20 protein-coding genes and 1 tRNA gene are annotated in these 20,364 nt (G+C 69.8%); 19 read left to right on the top strand and 2 right to left on the bottom strand.

The annotated features are described in order from the left end of the window. The first annotated feature begins 72 nt into the window (after positions 1 to 72). The 7 genes from IEY73_RS11495 to IEY73_RS11465 all read left to right on the top strand — a co-directional run bounded on the left by IEY73_RS11495 (position 73) and on the right by IEY73_RS11465 (position 7,290). Positions 73 to 2,373, top strand: a complete 2,301-nt coding sequence (locus IEY73_RS11495; RefSeq protein ID WP_189079139.1) for a thiamine pyrophosphate-dependent enzyme — start codon at positions 73 to 75, stop codon at positions 2,371 to 2,373. A 106-nt stretch (positions 2,374 to 2,479) separates the two neighbouring features. After that, positions 2,480 to 2,911 (top strand): DUF3052 domain-containing protein, encoded by a 432-nt coding sequence (locus IEY73_RS11490; RefSeq protein ID WP_189079138.1) that lies wholly within the window; start codon positions 2,480 to 2,482, stop codon positions 2,909 to 2,911. A gap of 8 nt (positions 2,912 to 2,919) precedes the next feature. Beyond that, positions 2,920 to 3,384, top strand: coding sequence for a peroxiredoxin (locus IEY73_RS11485; protein WP_189079137.1), 465 nt, complete (start codon positions 2,920 to 2,922; stop codon positions 3,382 to 3,384). Positions 3,385 to 3,568: 184 nt separating this feature from the next. Then, positions 3,569 to 3,640: transfer RNA gene (locus IEY73_RS11480), tRNA-Val, on the top strand. A 691-nt stretch (positions 3,641 to 4,331) separates the two neighbouring features. Beyond that, positions 4,332 to 5,318, top strand: coding sequence for a matrixin family metalloprotease (locus IEY73_RS11475; RefSeq protein ID WP_189079136.1), 987 nt, complete (start codon positions 4,332 to 4,334; stop codon positions 5,316 to 5,318). A 62-nt stretch (positions 5,319 to 5,380) separates the two neighbouring features. Next, a complete protein-coding gene (locus IEY73_RS11470; protein ID WP_189079135.1) occupies positions 5,381 to 6,319 on the top strand; it encodes a glycoside hydrolase family 16 protein in 939 nt (312 codons plus the stop codon). Positions 6,320 to 6,339: 20 nt separating this feature from the next. After that, on the top strand, positions 6,340 to 7,290 hold the full coding sequence (locus IEY73_RS11465) for a glycoside hydrolase family 64 protein (RefSeq protein ID WP_189079134.1): 951 nt from the start codon (positions 6,340 to 6,342) through the stop codon (positions 7,288 to 7,290). Positions 7,291 to 7,320: 30 nt separating this feature from the next. On the opposite strand, the gene IEY73_RS11460 is transcribed toward IEY73_RS11465, so the two are convergent. Continuing rightward, positions 7,321 to 8,523, bottom strand: a complete 1,203-nt coding sequence (locus tag IEY73_RS11460; RefSeq protein ID WP_229715758.1) for an MFS transporter — start codon at positions 8,521 to 8,523, stop codon at positions 7,321 to 7,323. Between the two features lie 69 nt (positions 8,524 to 8,592). On the opposite strand from IEY73_RS11460, the gene IEY73_RS11455 reads away from it, so the two are divergent. The 4 genes from IEY73_RS11455 (at position 8,593) to IEY73_RS11440 (ending at position 11,504) form a co-directional block, all read left to right on the top strand. Further along, positions 8,593 to 9,222, top strand: coding sequence for a maleylpyruvate isomerase family mycothiol-dependent enzyme (locus IEY73_RS11455; RefSeq protein ID WP_189079132.1), 630 nt, complete (start codon positions 8,593 to 8,595; stop codon positions 9,220 to 9,222). Positions 9,223 to 9,317: 95 nt separating this feature from the next. After that, positions 9,318 to 9,758: a hypothetical protein gene (locus IEY73_RS11450; protein WP_189079131.1), complete on the top strand. Its 441-nt coding sequence runs from the start codon at positions 9,318 to 9,320 to the stop codon at positions 9,756 to 9,758. 154 nt (positions 9,759 to 9,912) lie between these two features. Further along, on the top strand, positions 9,913 to 10,767 hold the full coding sequence (locus IEY73_RS11445) for a hypothetical protein (protein WP_189079130.1): 855 nt from the start codon (positions 9,913 to 9,915) through the stop codon (positions 10,765 to 10,767). An 80-nt stretch (positions 10,768 to 10,847) separates the two neighbouring features. Further along, a complete protein-coding gene (locus tag IEY73_RS11440) occupies positions 10,848 to 11,504 on the top strand; it encodes a nucleoside/nucleotide kinase family protein (protein ID WP_189079129.1) in 657 nt (218 codons plus the stop codon). Between the two features lie 14 nt (positions 11,505 to 11,518). Here IEY73_RS11440 and IEY73_RS11435 read toward each other — a convergent pair whose 3' ends face one another. Continuing rightward, the gene (locus tag IEY73_RS11435; protein WP_189079128.1) at positions 11,519 to 12,079 is read right to left on the bottom strand and encodes a bifunctional DNA primase/polymerase; all 561 of its coding nucleotides are present in this window, start codon (positions 12,077 to 12,079) and stop codon (positions 11,519 to 11,521) included. 245 nt (positions 12,080 to 12,324) lie between these two features. On the opposite strand from IEY73_RS11435, the gene IEY73_RS11430 reads away from it, so the two are divergent. The 8 genes from IEY73_RS11430 to mctP all read left to right on the top strand — a co-directional run bounded on the left by IEY73_RS11430 (position 12,325) and on the right by mctP (position 20,289). Continuing rightward, entirely contained in the window at positions 12,325 to 13,548 is a 1,224-nt protein-coding gene (locus IEY73_RS11430) for a helix-turn-helix domain-containing protein (protein ID WP_189079127.1), read from the top strand. Positions 13,549 to 13,615: 67 nt separating this feature from the next. Further along, a complete protein-coding gene (locus IEY73_RS11425; RefSeq protein WP_229715772.1) occupies positions 13,616 to 14,146 on the top strand; it encodes a flavoprotein in 531 nt (176 codons plus the stop codon). 79 nt (positions 14,147 to 14,225) lie between these two features. Next, complete coding sequence (locus IEY73_RS11420) at positions 14,226 to 15,089, top strand: Nif3-like dinuclear metal center hexameric protein (protein ID WP_189079125.1); 864 nt, start codon at positions 14,226 to 14,228, stop codon at positions 15,087 to 15,089. Beyond that, positions 15,086 to 15,820, top strand: a complete 735-nt coding sequence (locus IEY73_RS11415) for a zinc ribbon domain-containing protein (protein ID WP_189079124.1) — start codon at positions 15,086 to 15,088, stop codon at positions 15,818 to 15,820. The genes IEY73_RS11420 and IEY73_RS11415 overlap by 4 nt, the downstream gene beginning before the upstream one ends. A 4-nt stretch (positions 15,821 to 15,824) precedes the next feature. Then, positions 15,825 to 16,940, top strand: coding sequence for a bifunctional RNase H/acid phosphatase (locus IEY73_RS11410; RefSeq protein WP_189079123.1), 1,116 nt, complete (start codon positions 15,825 to 15,827; stop codon positions 16,938 to 16,940). Positions 16,941 to 16,999: 59 nt separating this feature from the next. Continuing rightward, positions 17,000 to 18,262, top strand: a complete 1,263-nt coding sequence (locus tag IEY73_RS11405; RefSeq protein ID WP_189079122.1) for a glycoside hydrolase family 18 protein — start codon at positions 17,000 to 17,002, stop codon at positions 18,260 to 18,262. 145 nt (positions 18,263 to 18,407) lie between these two features. Continuing rightward, positions 18,408 to 18,650 (top strand): DUF3311 domain-containing protein, encoded by a 243-nt coding sequence (locus IEY73_RS11400; RefSeq protein ID WP_189079121.1) that lies wholly within the window; start codon positions 18,408 to 18,410, stop codon positions 18,648 to 18,650. Then, positions 18,643 to 20,289, top strand: coding sequence for a monocarboxylate uptake permease MctP (gene mctP / locus IEY73_RS11395; protein ID WP_189079120.1), 1,647 nt, complete (start codon positions 18,643 to 18,645; stop codon positions 20,287 to 20,289). Before IEY73_RS11400 ends, mctP begins: the two co-directional genes overlap by 8 nt. Positions 20,290 to 20,364 lie beyond the last annotated feature (75 nt).

Below are 20,364 nucleotides of genomic sequence, written 5' to 3'. Positions count from 1 at the left end.
CCCACCCCGCCCCGGCTGCGGGAAGTGTCCGGTCGGTGTCCGCCGCGTTGGCGCGTACCGTTCGGGTCGGCAATGCTGGTGGATGTGACCACCCCGCAAAATCTCGACGAGCGCTTCCGCGACGCGGTGTCGGCCATGCAGCCGCCGGCGTCCGGCCGGGCGCCCGGCGAACCGGTCCGCGACGGCACCGCGCTCACCGCGGAGACCGCCCTGCAACTCTTCGACGCCCAGCTCACCAGCCGCCATCTCGACCTCGCCGCCCGCTGGCTGCGCAGCTTCAACGAAGGCTTCTACACCATCGGATCGTCCGGTCACGAGGGCAACGCCGCGGTCGCGGCGGCGGTGCGCTCCGACGATCCGGCCCTGCTGCACTACCGCTCCGCCGGATTCTTCTGCGCCCGCGCGGCGGCCGCCTCCTCCATCGAGGACGCCGCCCGCGATGTGCTGCGCGGGGTGGTCGCCTCCGCGCACGAGCCGATCGCCGGCGGCCGGCACAAGGTGTTCGGCCGCGCCGACCTGTCCATCGTGCCCACCACCTCCACCGTCGCCTCACATCTGCCGCGCGCGGTCGGCGTCGCCTTCGGCATCACCCGGGCCCCCGCACTGCGCGGCGTCGGCAGCCCCTGGCCCGCCGACGCCATCGTGGTCGCGTCGGTCGGCGACGCGTCGGTCAACCACGCCACCGCGCTCGCCGCGATGAACACCGCCGGTTGGCACGACCACCGCGGCGAGCGGCTGCCGCTGCTGTTCGTCTGCGAGGACAACGGCCTGGGCATCAGCGTGCCGTCCCCGGCCGGCTGGGTGGCCGAGACGCTGCGCACCCGGCCGGGGCTGCGTTACACCGCCGCGGACGGGTGTGACCTGGCGGAGACCTTCGACGCCGCCCGGGACGCCGCGGCGTACGTGCGTGATCAGCGCAGGCCCGCCGTGCTGCACCTGTCCATGGTGCGGCTGATGGGACACGCCGGCGCGGACGCCGAGGTGGCGTACCGATCGTCCGACGACATCGCCCGCGACCGGGCCCGTGACCCGCTGGTCGGCACCGCCCGCCTGATCGTGGAGGCCGGGCTGGTCAAGCCGGACGAGGTGATAGACCGCTATGACGAGATCGGTTGGCAGGTCCGCAAGATCGCCGAGGAGGTGCTCGGCGAGCCGAAGCTGGCCACCGCTACCGAGGTCGCCGGACCGCTGGCCCCGCGCCGCCCGGTGCGCGCCGCGCGTACCGTCGCCGACACGGCCGCTCGGGCCACCGGGGCCAGCGCCGCCGCCCGCACCGCGGCCTTCGGCGGCAAGCTGCCCGAGCAGGGCGGTCCACTGACCCTCGCGCAGACGCTCAACGCCGCCCTGACCGATGCGCTGGCCGCGATGCCGGGCACCCTGTTGTTCGGCGAGGACGTGGCGCGCAAGGGCGGTGTCTACGGCGTGACCAAGAACCTGCTCGACCGGTTCGGTCCGGAACGCGTGTTCGACACGCTGCTCGACGAGACCTCGCTGCTCGGCCTGGGGCTCGGGGCCGGGCTGACCCGGTCTCGGAGCGAGTCGAAGGACATCCCCTCCGGCATTCTGCCCATTCCGGAGATTCAATACCTGGCCTACCTGCACAACGCCGAGGACCAACTGCGTGGCGAGGCCGCCACGCTGTCCTTCTTCTCCTCCGGCGCCTTTCGCAACCCCATGGTCGTACGGGTGGCCGGGCTCGCCTACCAGCAGAACTTCGGTGGCCATTTCCACAACGACAACTCGGTCGCCGTGCTGCGCGACGTGCCCGGCCTGGTCCTCGCCGTGCCGGCGCGCCCCGCCGACGCCGCGCCCATGCTGCGCTCGTGCCTGGCCGCCGCCGCCACCGACGGCAGCCTCTGCGTGTTTCTGGAGCCGATCGCGCTGTACCACACCCGAGACCTGTACGAGCAGGGCGACAACGAGTGGCTCGCGCCGTACGCGCCGCCCGCCGACTGGCCCGCCGGGCACGTGCCGATCGGGCGGGCGCGCACCTATCCGGTGGGTTCCGCGCAGGACCTCACCGTTCTCACGTACGGCAATGGGCTGCGCATGTCGTTGCGAGTCGCCGCGCAACTCGCCGAGCAGGGCTACGGATCCCGAGTGGTGGACCTGCGATGGCTGTCACCATTGCCCACCGCGGACCTGGTCCGCGAGTCCGCGGCAACCGGCAGAGTGCTGATCGTCGACGAGGGCCGACGCTCCGGCGGCGTCGGCGAAGGCATCCTTGCGGCCCTGGTCGACGGGGGTTTCGTGGGTGCGGCACGGCGCATCGCGTCAGCCGACTCGCTGATTCCGCTCGGTCCGGCAGCGCAACACGTGCTGATCGGGGAGGATGCCATCACACAGGGTGCTCACGCCCTGCTGGCACGGTAAATTGCCACACACCCGGTGCGCCACTTGCGCGCAGGCCCGTGAGTGTGTGGACTACCCCCAAGGTTGTTACACCGCAATTGAGTACCCGGCAAGGAGGAATCAGACAGTGAGCGCGACCGCTGGTCAGGCCGACGGCGTACGCAGTCCGGCGGACCGGTTCGGCTTGGAACCGGACATGGTGGTCATGGAGATGGGCTACGACGACGACGTCGACCAAGACCTCCGTGACGCCCTGACCGAACGCGTCGGCGATTTGGTCGACGAGGACACCGACGAAGTGGTCGACGCGGTGCTGTTGTGGTATCGCGACGGCGACGGCGACCTGTTCGAACTGCTGACCGACGCGCTGAACCCGCTCGCCGACGGCGGCGTGGTCTGGCTGCTCACGCCCAAGGCAGGCCGCACTGGGCACGTGGAGCCGAGCGACGTCAGCGAGTCCGCTCCGGCGGCCGGGCTGCAGCAGACCTCCACCCTGAACGCGGGCAAGGACTGGACCGGCGCCCGGCTGGTGTCACCGCGCAACGCGAAGCGGAAGTAGCCGACACGATGCCGATCGAGGTGGGCGCCCAAGCGCCCGACTTCACCCTGAAGGACCAGGACAATCAGGAAGTCAGCCTGTCCGACTTCAAGGGACGCAAAGCGGTCCTGCTGGTCTTCTACCCGATGGCTTTCACCGGCACCTGCCAGGGCGAACTCACCGAGGTGCGAGACAACCTCGATGCGTACGAGAACGAGCGCGTGCAGGTGCTCACCGTCAGCGTGGACACCGCGTACAGTCACAAGGTGTGGGCCATGCGGGAAGGCTTCACGTTCCCGTTGCTGGCCGACTTCTGGCCGCACGGCGCGGTGGCTCAGGCGTACGGGGTTTTCAACGAGGTGGCAGGATTCGCCAACCGGGGCACCTTCGTCATCGACGCCACGGGCGTAGTGCGCTTCGCCGAGATGCTCGGACCCGGGGAGTCCCGCAACCAGCAGGGGTGGCGCGACGCGCTGGCGGCCCTGGACACCTGACACCGGCTGATTCTCTGCTTACGCCGACTGGCGGCTGTCATACGAACGTCATGACAGCCGCCGGCTACGGCCGTTCTCCCGAGGCAGCCCTTGCCTACGGCCGGCCGAGAGGGGAGCCCCGCATCACCGCTGCGGCGGTCGCGGTGGGGCACGGTACGATGGCGTTCCGGCCGTACGCCGAGCCGGGCGCGTAGCTCAGTGGGAGAGCACTCGCCTTACAAGCGAGGGGTCGCAGGTTCGAAACCTGCCGCGCCCACTTTGTGACCGACGGGTGCCGAGTTGACTGCTGCGGATCGGGGTGACGGCTCCACGGCCCCGTGGTGGCAGACCCGCGGCCGTCGGCGGCTCGTGACGTCCTTGACCGTCGGCCGAACGAGTGAAGAGAGCCGCCAGCGACGGCCAGGCCCCGTCACGGGCGCTCTCGCGTGCCGGAACGTTGTGGCGGGCCCGAACGCTCGCCCGGGGCTGCTGCTCGCGTCGGATCGGATCGAGCAAAGTCTACGTCCTATGGTGTGTCGCCCGCGGAACTCCCGCCTGGTGCATCGCGAGGCCGTGCGTTGACCGCATCGCGAGGCCGTGCGTTGCCCGAAAGCTCAAAATGCCACAATAAATAAACCTTACATTCCTCGAACAATACGTTTACTCGCCCCGAACGTGTGGCCGAGGCTGCCCGGCCGTCACGGGTCTCGCCTGCTCCGGAGCTGGGCTGGTGCGTCGCTGTGAGGGTTGCGTAATGCAGCGGAAATACTCTCGGTAATCAATGCACATCAATGATGGTGGCGCACCCTAGGGGTTGCTGATTTGTTCGGCAACCCCTTCGACAGGGGCGCTTTCCGGCGGTGGGAAGTGCAAACGGGAAACCCTCATCGACAAACCTTGACGTCTCCGTGGAGTGCGCTGAATATCGCACCGGGATTACCCAGGCGGACGACGCGAAAGGATCGAGGATGACGACGACTTCACCGGCGTTCGGTGGCCGCAGGCGACGAGGGGCGGCGACCGCGCTTACCGCAACCGGGGTTCTCCTGGCCGGGGCGTTCTGGGCGGCGGCGCCCGCGTCGGCGGCCCCGGCGGAGCCGTGCGCGGGCGGGGAGATGTCGGTGGACGGCTTGGCGCAATGGAACCGGGATCGGGCGTGCGATCTGGTCGGCCGCACCATCCGGGCGGGCCGGACCTCGGCGGTGGTGCCTCCGCGCGGGACGAGTGTGACCGCGCACGTGCTCTTCGTCGACGGTGAGGAGGAGTTGACGGTCACCACGGCGGCCGACGGCTCCGTCACTGCGACCACCGAACCGGCTGCGGCCGCGGATGCCGCTGCGGCGGCCCCGACGGCGTGCAACGACCACGCCTCCAACCTCATGGGCATCAAATGGCCGGTCGGCAGCACGTACCGCTGGTTCTACCACCCGGCGAACCAGGCCAAGAGCAAGCTGACCGCCGCCGAAGCGCTCAACGCGACCAAGAATGCCACCAAGAACGTCGCGATCGGATTCAACGACTGCGGGCTGTCGGCCAAGCCGAAGGTCTTCCAGGCGTACGCCGGGACCACCTCCGCGGCGCCGAATGTGACAAACGGCGGCGGCTGCTCGGCGAGCGACGGCAAGAACGTGGCCGGCTGGGGCGACATGGGTGGCAGCGGCCCGCTGGGTGTCACCTGCAACTGGTCGTCCTCGGGGACCATCGTCGCGTCGGACATGAAGGTGAACTTCCGGTACGACTACTGGAACGGCAAGGGATCCTGCCCGGCCGGGCGCTACGACTACCAGTCCGTCGCCACGCACGAGCGCGGACACACCTTCGGCCTCGGGCACGTCGACGGCACGGCACACCCGACGGCGACCATGACCCCGGCGATCGGTCCGTGCAACAAGTCCAAGCGGACTCTGGACGCGGGGGAGCACCAAGCCCTGATCACCATGTACGGACGTCGCTGAGACGAAGCGGAGCCGGTGCCCCGGCGGCTCGGCCGTCGGGGCACCGGGGAGAGGACACCATCATGACGAAACCATTCCCGGCCGTGCGGTGGCGGCGGCTGCGCGGCGCCGCGGCCGCGGCGACCGTCGCCGGGTTGCTCGCGTCGGCGGTCGCGGCGCCCGCCGCCGCGGCGCCTGCGGCGGTGCCATCCGCCCCGGCGGGATTCAAGCTGGCGTGGAGCACGGATTTCGCGGGCGCGGCCAACACCGGGCTGAACACCGGCATCTGGAAGTACGACACCGGGCCGGGCAGCAACTTCGGCACCGGTGAGATCGAGACGATGACCAGCAGCACGCAGAACGTCTTCCGGGACGGCAGCGGACACCTGGTGATCAAGGCGAAGCACGCGGGTAGCGCGCCGCGCTCCGGCTGGACCTCCGGGCGGATCGAGACCAAGGCCGTCTTCGGCGTGGGCGCGGGTGGCGTGCTCCTGGTCAAAGCCAAGATCAAGCAGCCGGACGTGACCCGGGCCAACGGCGCCGGATACTGGCCGGCGTTCTGGATGCTCGGCTCGACGCTGCGTACCGGAACCGCCTGGCCCGGCTCCGGCGAGATCGACATCATGGAGGACATCAACGGTCGCAGCTCGGTATTCGGCACCTTCCACTGTGGAGTCAACCCGGGCGGCCCGTGCAACGAGTCCACCGGGATCGGCAGCGGCGAGCGGGCCTGCAACGGCTGTCAGACCGGATATCACACGTACGCCGTACGCATCGACCGCTCGGTCAAGCCGGAGCGCATCCGCTGGTACCGCGACGGCGCCAACTACTTCACCGTGACCGCCAACCAGGTGCCCGCGGCGACCTGGAACAAGGCCGTGCATCACCCGTTCTTCATCATCTTCGACCTGGCCATCGGCGGCAGTTTCCCGGACGCGTTCGGGGGCGGGCCGAACGCGGCCACCGTCGGCGGCCGAGCCATGAAGGTCGACTACGTGGCCGTGTACAAGAAGAAGCCCTGACCGGGAGGGAACGAACCACCATGCCGACCCATCTCATCTCCCGCGCCCAGCGGCGTTTCGCCGCCCGAGCGACGCGCCTCGTACGGGTCATGGCGGCGGCCACCGTCGCCGCCGGCCTCTCTCTGGCCGTCCCGACCGCCGCCTCGGCGGCCGGATTCTGGGGCAACACCAGTGGCATCCCGGTGTCCAGCCACGTCATGACGTTCAAGGTGCTCAACCGCACGAACGGCAAGTACCCGGACAGCAAGGTCTTCTGGACGTTCAACGGCCAGACGCACTCGATCGCCGAGAAGCGGTACGTCGACGTCCCGGTGGTCACCGCCGCCCGGATGTACTTTCATCTCGGCTCGCCGAACAGTCAGTACTCCGACTTCATCGAAATGAACACCACGTCGTCGTGGATCGGGGTCAACACCACCCGGGTTGACGGTTTCGGCCTGAAGCTCGCGCTGCGGGTGCACACCAAGGGCGGTGCCGAGGCGACCGTCGGAGAGACCCAAGCGGTGTTCAACCAGACCCGGAACGCGACGTTCCAGGAGTTCGTCAACAACGTCCCGGCCCAGTTCAAGCACCTCGCCAAGGTCCAGGCGCCGTACCGGATCCCGGCACCGTCGAAGGACGCCGCCTTCCAGCCGGGCGGGCGGTACCAGAACTACTTCAAGAAGTACGCCGCCTCGGTCGGGCACGGCAACGTGTCCACCAGCGACATCTTCGCCTGCGCCGGCGCGGTGGCGAACAACGCCGCGCTGTGCGGCGCGCTCAACCGGCACGTCGCCCAGTTGAACCAGTCGAAGTGGGGGGACACCAGCCTCTACTACAAGAAGGCCCCGGCGAACTACTACGCCCGGTTCTGGCACAACCACGCCATCGGCCACAAGGCATACGGGTTCCCGTACGACGACGCGGCCGACCAGTCCAGCTACATCGCCTTCAACAACCCGAAGTACATGTTGATCGCGGTCGGCTGGTAGTCCGCGCACGTTCGCTTCGCCCGCCGGGATTCACGCCCGGTGGGCGAAGCGCGCGTGGCGCGCCGCGAGAGCGGTGACCGTCACGATGGCGGCCAGCGCCACGACCGCCGCCCGGCTGCCCAACATCGTGATCATGGTGCCGGCGAGCAGCGGCGCGATGGCGGAGATCGACGTGGCCATCACGATCACCACGCTCACCACCCGGCCCTGCAGCCGGTCGGGGGTGATCGCCGCCAGATGGCCGAAGAGCGCGGCGTTCGAAGCCGGCCCGAGAAAGACCACGGCGGCCACCGGGACGGCGGCGGCGACACTGTCGGCGACCATCGCGGCTGCCGCGATGAGGACGGCGGCGGCCCAGCAGATCGTGCGGATCAGCTTCGGCAGCGCCATCCGGCGATGCAGCGCGGGTGCGGCGATCGCGCCGAGCAACCCGCCGATCGCCACCACCGTCTCGACCGTGCCGATGATCGCCGGCGGCGTTCCGCCGCGCTGCAGGGTGACGATGATGGTGAAGATGCTCCCCGTGATCGCGAGGTTCAGCGGCGCGCCGATCAGCAGGATCGTGCGCAGGAACGGGTTGCCGAAGACGAAGCGCAGCCCGGCCGCCATCGCGGACCGGTGGTCGCCGATGTCGCCGCGGCGGTTCTCCTGCAACGGCCGGCGCACCATGGTCACGCCGAGCAGCGACATCAGGAAGGTGATCGCGTCGCCGAAGAACGGCAGCGCCGGTCCCAGTCCGAACAACACGCCGCCCAACGGTGGCCCGGCGAGTGCGGTGCCGTACGTCCGTGCCTCGTTGCGGGCGACCGCCGTGGGCAGTTGCTGAGGTAGCACGAGGTTGCGCAGCGACGAGTGTTCGGCCGTACCGAAGACGGCGTTGCAGGCCGCTCCCACGACCGTGACCCCGGCGATCGCCGGGACCGAAGCCCGTCCACCGAGCACGATCACGCCGAGCAGGAGGTACGCGCTGAGCCGGACCGCATCACATACCAGCATGATGCGGCGGCGGTCGAGCCGGTCCACCAGGACACCGGCCGGCAACCGGCACGCGGCCGTCGCCACCAGGCCGGCCGTGCCGACCAGCCCGGCCTGAACCGGCGAGCGCGTCAGGGAGAGCACCAGCAGCGGTACGGCCAGGGTGGCGATCGCGTTGCCCAGGTCGGACAGTGACTGGCTGATCCAGAGAAGGTTGAATTCCCGGTTGCGCCACAGTTCTTCCGGCGCATCCGTCATGGATCGACTCTCACGTGGCATGCATCCACGGTCAAGGCGGCCCCGATGCAGCCGCGTAGTGTCTGCGTCGTGGATCTCCTCGCCGCGATCGCCGATGAGCGGCACCGGGTCGCCGATCTCCTGGATTCGCTGACCCCCGCGCAGCTCGACATGATGAGTCTGTGCAGTCGATGGACGGTCAAGCAGGTCGCCGGGCATCTGGTCGCCGCGGTAGACACCCCGCCGCGAGCACTGCCGCCGCTGGTGCTCCGCAGCGGCCTCAATCTGCATCGTGCCAACATCAGGCTGGCGGTGCGGGCAGCGGAGCGCCCGGCCGGCGAGATGGCCGCCACGCTGCGTGAGCGGGCCAATCATCCGGTCAAGCCACCGGTGGTCGGCCTTCGCGGCCAGTTGACCGACCTTCAGGTGCACGGCCAGGACATCCGCCGCCCGCTCGGCCTTCCGCATGGGCTGCGCCTGGACCGGCTGCATGCCTCCCTCGACTTCCTCACCGGCGGACGCGCGATCGGGTTCACGCCACGGCGCCGGGTGGCCGACCTGCGGTTCGAGTCGACCGACCTGGACTGGTCCTGGGGCACGGGTGCCGTGGTCGCCGGTCCGGCGGAGGCGCTGATGATGGCGATGACGGGCCGGGCGGTGGTGCTCGGTGAGTTGGACGGACCGGGGGTTCGGCTGCTGCGCGACCGGCTGCGGCCATGATCGCTCGCGCGGCATCGCGGGCCGCTCGGGGAGGTGCCCGGCGGACCGTCCCGGACGCTCTGGTTTTGTCGTAGGGCGGTCCTAGGGTCGGCGTCATGAACGACATCGAGCACCTTCCGGCCCATGTGATCCTCGACCGCAGCGTCGTCGTCGGTGACTCCACCTATCGCGTCGCCGCCACCGACGCCGGTGACCGATGTGTCGACGTGACGGTCATCGGCGTCGACCGTGACGGACGGATCGTGAGCGAGATCGGCGGAGGGATCTCGCACGACGACCTGCCCATCGTGGCCGAGCTCCTGATGTCCACGCTGACCGCGCTGACGGTCCTGGGGCAGCCGCCCGAGCAGGGGCGACCCCAGCGCGCCCACCCCAACCAGGGCGGCCGGTGGACCCGCGAGGACGACCAGCGCCTGCTGGCCAGGCATCGCGAGGGAGCATCCGACCGCGAGTTAATGGCCGAGTTCGGCCGCAGCCGGGGCGGGATCCGGCTGCGGCTGGAGCGTCTCGGCGCCATCCCCGCCGCGGTCGGATGAGACACGCCCCCGCACCCGGGATGCACCTGCATGACCGCTCATGTGCCGATGCCGCGCACCGATTTCTCTGGCACCTGCGGCGGAAACCCGCAGGCGGACGGGCTCGGTCGCACCCCCGGCGGCCGGCCCGTCCCCGACGACCGGGAGGGCTGACGTGGCGGTTCTGCACCTCGGCATCGATGCGGAGAAGGTCGTCGTCGCGCAGCGTCCCCTGAAGATGCGAGCGGGCCGGTCACGCCGCCGCAGCGCCGGGTCGGTGAGCGAGGCGGTCCCGCTGCCCGGCACCGGTCGGAGCATCGGCGACCGGGTGCGATTCGCCGGCCGCCTGGCCATGGCGCTCGGCGCCGCGGGTGCGGTGTTCGCCCTGTCAGGTGTCGTCCCCTGGCAGATCTCCGCATGTCTGGGCGCAGCGGTCGTCATCGCCGTCTTCGCCGGGCAGACCCGCAGCGCACCGACGGGCGTGTTCGCGGTGCCGCATGGCGACCGCGTCCACGTGCTGTGGGCCTCCGCGGAACGGGCAGCGTTCGCCCGCGTCATGGATGTTGCGCGGCGGATCCGCCGGACCTGGCCGGACCTGGCCGGCATGATCGATCCGCAGGTCGCCGACCACGATCTGACGCGGGCGCTGGACGAACTCGCCGCCCTGTTGGCCCGCCGCCAGGAGATCCGTCGCTTGCGAGCGGAACTGGCCGACGCTGCCCGTGCCGACCTGCCACCCGGCAGCTCTGCCATGATCGCCTTGGCCGAGCGACGTGACCGGGTCGAGCAACTCTGGCAGGAGACCGGCGTCACGGCCAACCGGATGTTGTCCGCCGTCGACGCCGCCGCCCTGGCCGGGGAGAGCTGGATCCGGGAACAGCGCCTGCGACAGACCACTCGGGACGCGGACCTGATGCTGTCCCGCATCACCGCCGGCATCGCGCAACCGGCGGCCGAGTCCGGTGCGGAGCTCGCCGAGCGTACGGCCGCCGTCGTCGCCGCCTACCGGGAACTGGCCGCCGGCGTCTGACCCGGTGTCCCAGGCCGTAGCGGTTCGTTGACCGCGGCGCGCGGGCGTTGCCGGGAGCGCCGGTGGCAGGATGCTTGCCCGTGGCATGCGGCGGCGACACGAACCACCACGATGTGGCCCGGATCGTGGCACGGATTCTGGGCATGCGGCGGTCGCATCCGATCCGCGTCGGCGTCGACGGGCCGTCCGGCGCCGGCAAGACAACGCTGGCCGACAGCGTTGCGCGAGCCTTGCGGACCACCACGCGGCGCCAGATCATCCGCGCCGAACTGGATCATTTCATGTGCATGGTGCCCGGCCTGGACGGCTTTCCCTACGATTCGGCGGAGAACTTCTACGCCCGGGCATGGGACTGTCCGGCGATCCGTGACCGGCTGCTGTGTCCGTTGGGTGACGGCGGCTCGCGACGTTTCCGGACCGCGGGTACCGATGCGCATGCTCCCGTCGACCGTCTCGCCGCCGCCGACGCGATCCTGATCGCCGACGGTGTCTTCCTGCAGCGGCCTGCCCTGGACGCCCACTGGGACCTGCGGATCTATGTGGAGGTGACGCCCCAGGAGTCGCTGCGCCGATGCGTGGCCCGGGACCGGCACTGGCTCGGGTCGGCGGAGCAGGCACGGTGGCGGCACGCGAATCTGTACCGGCCGGCTCAGGAACGCTATGTCGACCGGGTGGATCCGGTATCCCGGGCACACATCGTGGTGGACGGAACGGCTTGGCCGCACGCCATCGGGTGACCGGGGCGTGTGAGTCACTCGGCGCGGCGAGTCGTGGAGAGCTGCCGCGGAATCATCGGCCGGCCGGGGTTGCGTGTCGCCGTGCCGAGTGTGGCCAGTGCGTCGATCAGCAGAGTCTGCACGGCCACTGCCGTCGGCAGCCGCCATCCGGTGAGTTCCGGCGCCACCATCCACCGCACCATGCCTCCCGGTACGCGGCTCGGTGGTGCCGGGATCCACGAGTTGCTGCCGTGCAGGGCGACGGCGGACACCCGCCGCAGTTCCGGGCGCAACGGCACGCCCGGCTGGGTGAGGAACATCCAGCGTCCGCTCGGCGTGGACGCCACCGGGCCGCGAGCCGCGACGTCGCCCAGCAGACCGGCGCGCAGCCGGGCCCGGCCGAGTGCGCGCAGTCCCAGGGGCGAGGGAACCTCGATCGCGTCGAAGGTCAGGCCGGTCGGCAGCAGGAGAGCGTGTGGGTGGCGTCCGGGGAGGACGGCCCAGCCCTGCCGAGCGTACCTGGCCGCCGCGCGGCGCAGCCGCATGCGTGTCAGCGCCGAGACCGGACCGGGCGGCCGGCCGTTGGTCCATGACATGGTTCGTTACCCCCATACCTGCTGACGCTGGCGGCCGTATCAGCCAAACGTGCCGTTTCCAAGCACGACACACCTCGTTAAATCCGTCAGATTCACCCTTTGCAAGTTGCAGACAAAACTACGAGCATCGGTGAGCAGGCGATCACACACGCTGTGCGACGGGCGTGCAGCGGTGAGATTCACACTGCGGACAACGCACCGAATGGCTCACCGGCTGGGGACGCTGGATGAGTTGGGGAGGCACCGTGGACGAGCTGCCGATCGGACGCCGGGTCGCGTACTGGCGGGGCCGGCGCAAGATGTCCCAGCAGGTATTTGCTGATCGGCTGGGCAAATCGAAGAGCTGGGTCGACAAGGTGGAGAGAGGCGTCCGCCGACTCGACAAATTCTCCATCGTGTACGAGATCGCCGACGTGCTGGCGGTCGACGTTCAGCTCTTGCTGGGCAAGGAGCCGGAGCGGCGGCCGGAGACCCAGAACTGCATCGACCAGGTCGAGGTCGAGGAGATTCGGGCGGCTCTGGAGCGATATGACCAGATGAGTGCTTTCTTCCAGGTGGTGCCACATTCGCCGCCGTTACCGGAGATGCACAAGGCCGTCAGCCATGCCTGGCTGACCTATCAGCACGCGAAGTACGGGCCGCTGGCTCGTGTGCTGCCGAAGTTGCTGCGCGACGCCCAGGCCGCGGACAGCGCCTACGCGACCACGGAGCACGCGCACGACGCCGCACATCTGCTGGGCCAGGTTTATCAGATCGCCTCGTCCGCGCTGCGCAAGGTCGGCGAGCACGAGCTGTCCTGGCTCGCCGCCGACCGTTCGATCGCGGTCTCGCAGCGGGCCGGCGACCAGCTTCTGGCGGGGCTGGCGAGTTATCGCGTGGGCAGTGCGCTGCTCGCACTCGGCCGGGTGCGGCCGTCGCTGGAGGTCAACGTCAACATCGCCAACCGGCTGGCGCCCTCCGGGGAACTCGACCCCGACCGGCTGTCCGTGTACGGGATGCTGCTGCTCAATGGGGCGATGGCGGCGGCGCGTATCGGCGATTCCGCTACCGTCCGTGACTTGCTTGCCGGCGCCGATCAGGCGGCGAACGCCATGGGCGGTGACCAGAACCACTACTGGACCAGTTTCGGCCCGACCAACGTGGAACTGCACCGATGCGCGACGGCCGTCGAGCTCGGGGACGGGCGCACCGCCGTGGACACGCACGAGCGGATCGATCCGGACGGATTCGCCGCGCTCCTCCCGGAGCGTCGAGCCCATCATTATCTCGACATCGCCCGTGGGTACACCCAGATCGGCGACGTGGACAAGGCCAGCGAAATGCTGCTGGAGGGCGACCGCCTCGCCCCGTCCGAGATCCGGTGTCGCCCGCTGGCCCACGAGGTTCTCTCCGACGTGCTGCGGCGTACGCGAGGCGCGCCGCCGGCGCCCGTCGCGGAGCTGGCAGAGCAGATGGGAGTCGGCGTATGAGATGGGATAGCACGTGAGGATCAAGCCCGTGCGCGGAGTGCTCTATGTGCTGGTCTGTGGTTCTCCGATGGCCCGCGACGTCGGCATTCTCGTCGACCTGGCCCAGCGCGACGGCTGGGAGGTGTGTGTGGTCACCACCCCGGACGGGCTGAAGTTCGTCGACGTGGCCGAGCTGCAGGAGCAGACCGGTCACCCGGTGCGCACGCACTACAAGAGCCCCGGCGACGCGGATGTGCTGCCACCGGCGGACGCGATGATCGTCGCCCCGGCGACCGTCAACACGGTCAACAAGTGGGCCGCCGGCATCACCGACACGCTCGTGCTGGGACTGCTGGTGGAGGGGTACGGTTACGGCGTGCCGACCGCGGTGGTCCCGTACACCAACCGGGTCATGGCCCTGCACCCCGTCATGCACGAGTCCCTGGCCAAGCTGCGGGACTGGGGCGTGCACGTGCTCTATGGCGACGATCTTTACCTGCTGGGCGGGCCGGGGCAGACGGATCGTTACCGCAATCAGTTCCCCTGGCGCCGGGCCTTGCAGGCGGTCACCAACCCGATGATCGCCAACAGCCGAGTCGAGCCGGGGGCCGTCTCCTAGGGTTATAGAGTTGGCGGTCGTGACCGACTCCGCCGTGTCTGACCCAGCCGTGTCCGACCCAGCCGTGTCCGATCCAGCCGTGTCCGATCCAGCCGCTCCCACCGTCCGCGATGTCGTCGCCGCGCTGGATCAGCGATATCCGCGTGCCTGGGCTGAGCAGTGGGACCGCGTCGGCCCGGTGCTGGGCGACTTCGACGCGGCGGTGGGTCGTGTGCTCTGCGTGGTCGACTGCGTGCCGGAAACCGTCGATGAGGCGCTGGCCGTCGGCGCGCACCTGATCGTCGCGCATCACCCGTTGCTGCTGCGCCCGGTGTCGTCCCTCGCGCCGGACACCCACAAGGGTCGCATCGTGCACCGCCTGATCCGCGCGGGCGTGGCCCTCTACACCGCGCACACCAACGCCGACGTCGCCGATCCGGGCGTGTCCGACGCGCTGGCGGCATGTCTGGGACTGACCGCCGTGCGCCCTCTGGTCCCGGCCGCGGGCGCGGCGGCGGGGGAGGGGCGCGGCATCGGGCGCATCGGGGAGTTGGACGAGCCGATGCGCTTCGACGCGTTCACCGCCCGGGTGGCGCAGCGTCTGCCGGGCACCGCCGCGGGGGTGCGCGCCGCCGGCCAAGCGGACCGGACGGTGCGGGTGGTGGCCGTCTGCGGCGGCGCGGGCGACGGTTTTCTGGCCGACGCGGCACGGGCGGGCGTGGACGCGTACCTCTGTGCCGACCTGCGGCATCATCCGGCGACCGAGCATCTCGCCGACGGCGGGCCGGCGCTGCTGGATGTGGCGCACTGGGCCAGCGAGCGGCCCTGGCTCGACGAGCTGGCCGGATGGCTGCGCCGCCGATTCCCTGTCGACGTTCAGGTGTCCGATGTGGACACCGATCCCTGGACCCTCCGTGCCGGAGGCGACCAGGCCATCGCAATGACAAAGGAGAGCCTGTCGTGAAGGCCGCCCCGGAAGCCCAACGCCGTCTGCTCGACCTGCAGGCCATCGACACGGCTCTGGCCCAGCTCGCGCATCGGCGCAAGTCGCTGCCCGAGCTTGCCGAGATCGACACCGTGGCGCGGGAGATCTCTGCGCTGGAGGACGAGCGGGTACGCGCGCAGGTCGCGGTCGACGATCTGGACCGGGACATCTCCCGGTTCGAGCGGGACATCGAGCAGGTGCGCACCCGCAAGGCGCGTGACCAGGCGAGGTTGGACGCCGGCGGGGCGCTGCGTGAGATCGAGGGCCTGCAGCATGAGATGGCCACGCTCAACCGGCGTCAGTCCGAACTGGAGGATGCCGAACTGGAGCTGATGGAGCAGCGCGAGTCGGCCGAGGAGGCGCTCAACGGGGTGACCGCCAAGCTCGCCGAGGCGAACGAGCGGCGCACGTCGGCCGAGGCGCGCCGCGATGAGGCGTACGCGGAAATCACCAAGGAGGAGGAGTTCAAGACGGCCGCTCGGGGGCCGTTGGCCGCGGATCTGCCGACCGACCTGATCGCGCTCTACGACAAGATCCGCCTGGACTCCGGCATGGGCGCGGCGCTGATGCGCGCGGGCCGTTGCGGTGGTTGCCGCATCGAGCTGTACGGCGCGGACCTGGCCCGGGTGCGTTCCGCCCCGGACGACGAGGTGGTGCGTTGCGAGGAGTGCCGGCGCATCATGGTGCGTACCGCCGAGTCGGGCCTGTAACGCGGTGGCCGAGCTCAAGGTCGTGGTCGAGGCCGACGGTGGATCGCGGGGCAATCCGGGGCCGGCCGGGTACGGCGCGGTGGTGCGCGAGGCGGCCACCGGCGAGGTGCTGCTGGAGCGCTTCGCGTCGGTCGGTGTGAACACCAACAACGTCGCCGAGTACGCCGGCCTGGTGGCCGGTCTGGAGGCCGCGCTGGAACTGGGCGCCACGCATGTCGAGGTGCGGATGGACTCCAAGCTCGTGGTGGAGCAGATGTCCGGGCGCTGGCAGATCAAGAATGCCGGTCTGCGACCGCTCGCCGCCCGCGCGGCGGACCTGGCCGGCCGGTTCGCCGCGGTCACCTTCGACTGGATCCCGCGGGCCCGCAACGCCGCCGCCGACGCGCTGGCCAACAGGGCGATGGACGAGGCGGCCGGCAAACCGGTCCGGGACACGATCGCGAAGGAGGTCGTCCCGGCCGCTCCCAAGCCGCGCAAGTCGTGGGCGCCGCCGCCGCTGGACGAGGCGACCCGTCTGATCCTGGTGCGGCACGGCCAGACCGCATACACCTCGCAGGGCCGGTATTCCGGGCGCGGCGACGTGCCGCTCTCCGACGAGGGGGAGGCGCAGGCGATGGCGGCGGCCGGCCGGGTGGCGGTGCTGTCGCGCGACGTCGCGGCGGTGGTCACCTCGCCGCTGTCCCGCTGCACGCGGACCGCGGAGCTGATCGCCGCGGAGTTGGGCGGCGTCGAGGTGACCGTGCTGGCCGACCTGATCGAGTGCGATTTCGGCCGGTGGGAGGGCATGACCTTCGCCGATGTGCAGGAGCGCTGGCCGGATGAGATGAACGCATGGCTGGACTCGACCGCGGTGGCGCCGCCGGGCGGGGAGTCCTTCCAGGAGGTCGGCGAGCGGGTGCAGCGGGCGTTGCGGACGGTGCTCAGCGCGTACGCGCAGAAGGTGGTCGTGCTGGTCTCGCACGTCTCGCCGATCAAACTGATCCTGCGCGACGCGCTGGCGGCCGGCGACGATTTCCTGCACCGGCTCTATCTGGATGCGGCCGGGGTCTCCACCCTGGACGTCTGGCCGGACGGCGGCATCGCCGTGCGCACGGTGAACGAGACCGCACACTTGCGATAGAAGCGGCCTGGCCTCTAGGTTCCCTCCAATAGATAACTTTGTTGCCTGTTGGAGGTCTCATGCGTCGCCTTCTCGCCGTGGGCGCTGCCGTCGTAGTGGCGCTCGCGGCCTCCGCAACACCCGTGCAGGCGCACGGTCGCGATTCCTACCGAAAAGTTGGCTATTTCACGCAGTGGGGTATTTACGGGCGCAACTTTCCGCTCGCCCGGGTGCAGACCTCCGGAGCTGCCGCCCGGCTGACCCACCTCAACTATGCGTTCAGCGACGTCACCGCGGACGGCGTCTGCGCGTCGGCCGACCCGTGGGCGGACTGGCAGACGCCCTTCCCGGCCGCCGACAGCGTCGACGGCGTGGCCGATCAGGCCGGGCAGCCGCTCGCCGGGAACCTGAACCAGCTCGCCGAGCTCAAGAAGAAGAACCCGCGCCTGCGTGTGCTCATCTCGCTCGGCGGATGGACGCTGTCCGCACACTTCTCCGACGCGGCGGCCACCCCGGCGGCCCGCCGCAAGCTGGTGTCGTCCTGCGTGGACCTCTGGCTCAGGGGCGACCTGCCGGGCCTGGCGCCGGGGGTTGCGGCGGGCATCTTCGACGGCATCGACCTGGACTGGGAGTGGCCGGGCTCGGACGGCAACGCGGGCAACGCGATCCGGCCCGAGGACAAGCAGAACTTCACCGCGCTGGCCGCCGAGTTCCGCCGCCAACTCGACGGTCTGGGGCGGCACTACGACCTGACCGCGTTCCTGCCCGCCGCGCCGGCGAAGATCGAGGCGGGTTTCCAGGCCGACAAGATCTTCAAGTACCTCGACTTCGGCACCGTCCAGGGTTATGACTTCCACGGCTCCTGGGAACCCCGGACCAATCAGCAGTCCGCGCTGCGTGTCCCCGCCGGCGCGCCGGACGACCCGGACTTCTCGATCACCACCACGATCGATGCCTGGCTGTCGCGGGGCGCGCCGCGCCGGCAACTGGTCCTCGGCATCCCCTATTACGGGCAGGGCTGGACCGGTGTCAGCGGCGGGCTGTTCGGCACCGCGACCGGTCCTGCGCCGGGCACCTTCGCCGCCGGTACCGAGGACTGGAAGGTCCTCAAGCACCTGAGCGCGCAGGGATACGCGCTGCACCGCGACTGGCGCAGCGGTTTCGCTTATCTCTACGACGGCACCACCTTCTGGACGTACGACGATCCGGTTCAGATCCTGCAGAAGACCGCCTACATCCGGACCAAGGGGCTGGGCGGCGCGATGATGTGGTCCCTGGACGGCGACGACAGTTCGGCCACGCTGACCAAGACGGTTTCAGCAGGTTTGTGGACTCCCTGGTGAGATGTCCGTGGGCGGTGCGCCGTTCGGCGCACCGCCCACACCGCTCGGCGCACGATGATCGGTTGTGCGGCACCTCGTCGATAGCGTGACGAAAGACCGTGACCGCGGTCACCTCGTCAGCGCTTGAGATGAGGAGGTACGGCCCATGGCCGATACAGAAACCGGCACCGCGCCGGCACGACGCTCGGACCACAGCCCGTGGAACTGGCTGCTCGTCGTGCCGATCGTGCTGCCGCTGCTGACCCCGTTGTTCAACATCGACTCACCCCGCCTCTGGGGATTCCCCGCGTTCTACTGGCTGCAGTTCCTGTTCATCCTCGTCGGGGTGGCCACCACCTCGATCGTCTACCGCATGACGCGCATCCGGCGGGCGGCCCGCGATGAGTGAGCACATTACCGAGATCATCGTCTTCACGCTGCTGTTCCTGCTGGTCAGCGCGATGGGCTTCGTCGCGGCCCGGTGGCGTGCGCCGAAGGACATGGCGCACCTGGACGAGTGGGGACTGGGCGGGCGCAGCTTCGGCGGCTGGATCACATGGTTCCTGGTCGGTGGCGACCTCTACACGGCATACACGTTCGTGGCGGTGCCCGCCCTGATCTTCGGCGCCGGCGCAGCGGGGTTCTTCGCCGTCCCCTACACCGTGATCATTTATCCGCTTTTCTTCCTGATCCTGATCCGGCTGTGGTCGGTGTCGCATCGGCACGGGTTCGTCACCCCGGCCGACTTCGTCCGCGCCCGGTTCGGCTCGCCGACGTTGGCCCTGCTGGTCGCCATCACCGGCATCGTCGCCACCATGCCCTACATCGCGTTGCAACTCGTGGGCATCGAGGCGGTGCTCAAGACCATGGGCGTGACCGGCGACTCCGCGCTGGCCCGGCACGCGCCGATCATCGTGGCGTTCGCCATCCTGGCGGCGTACACCTACCAGTCCGGCCTGCGCGCCCCGGCGCTCATCGCGTTCGTCAAGGACACGCTGATCTACCTGGTCATCCTGGTCGCGGTGCTCTACCTGCCGTACAAACTGGGCGGCTGGGGGACCATCTTCGACGACGCCCAAGCCAAGTTCCAGGCCTCCGAGTCGGCCTCCGACGGCATCATTCTCGGGCCGAACAACCAGATCCAGTATGTGACCCTGGCGCTGGGGTCGGCGCTCGCGCTGTTCCTTTACCCCCACAGCGTGACCGGCGTGCTGGCGAGCAAGAACCGCAACGTCATCAAGCGGAACATGTCCGCCCTTCCGGCGTACAGCTTCCTGCTCGGGCTCATCGCGCTGCTGGGATACATGGCGATTTCCGCCGGAGTGAAGCCGCTGCCCGGTGCCACGGCCGGCAGCACGGACAGCAACACCGTGGTGCCGCTGCTGTTCGACCAGCAGTTCCCGTCCTGGTTCGCCGGGGTGGCGTTCGCGGCCGTCGGCATCGGCGCCCTGGTGCCGGCCGCGATCATGTCGATCGCCGCGGCCAACCTGTTCACCCGCAACATCTACACCGAATATCTGCGGCGGGACGCGACCGACGCGGAGGAGGCCCGCGTCTCCAAGATCGCATCGCTGGTGGTGAAGATCGGCGCGGTCGGGTTCATCATCTTCCTCGACCCGCAGTTCTCCATCGACCTCCAGCTCATCGGTGGTGTGATCATTCTGCAGACGGCGCCGGCGGTGGCCATCGGACTGTTCACCCGCTGGATGCATCGCGGCGGCCTGATCGCCGGGTGGGTGGTCGGCATGGGCCTGGGCATGTGGATGCTCTACGAGATCCCGAACGCGGCGACCGGCCGGGAACACTTCGGCGGATCGGCGTTCCCGCTGTCCGACGTCGGCTTCGACACGCCAAAGACGATCTACGTCGGATTCCTCGCGGTGCTGGCGAACCTGCTGGTAGCCGCCCTGGTGACGGTGGTGTTGCGGGCCGTGAAAACTCCGGACGGGCCGGACGCCACGACGCACGACGACTACTTCGCCGACGAGGGCGATCCGCGGCTGGAACGACGCCGGTCCACACCGGATGCCGTCGGCTCCTCCACCTGACCCGTTCGGCGATGACCGCGCGCCGCGCCCTCGCTTCGTTCTCGCGAGGGCGCGGCGCGTGTGCGTCGTCCCTCG

Source organism: Mangrovihabitans endophyticus, assembly GCF_014646155.1.
In the GTDB taxonomy this organism is placed as follows: Bacteria; Actinomycetota; Actinomycetes; order Mycobacteriales; family Micromonosporaceae; genus Actinoplanes; species Actinoplanes endophyticus.
This window is presented reverse-complemented; position numbering and strand designations above follow the sequence as displayed.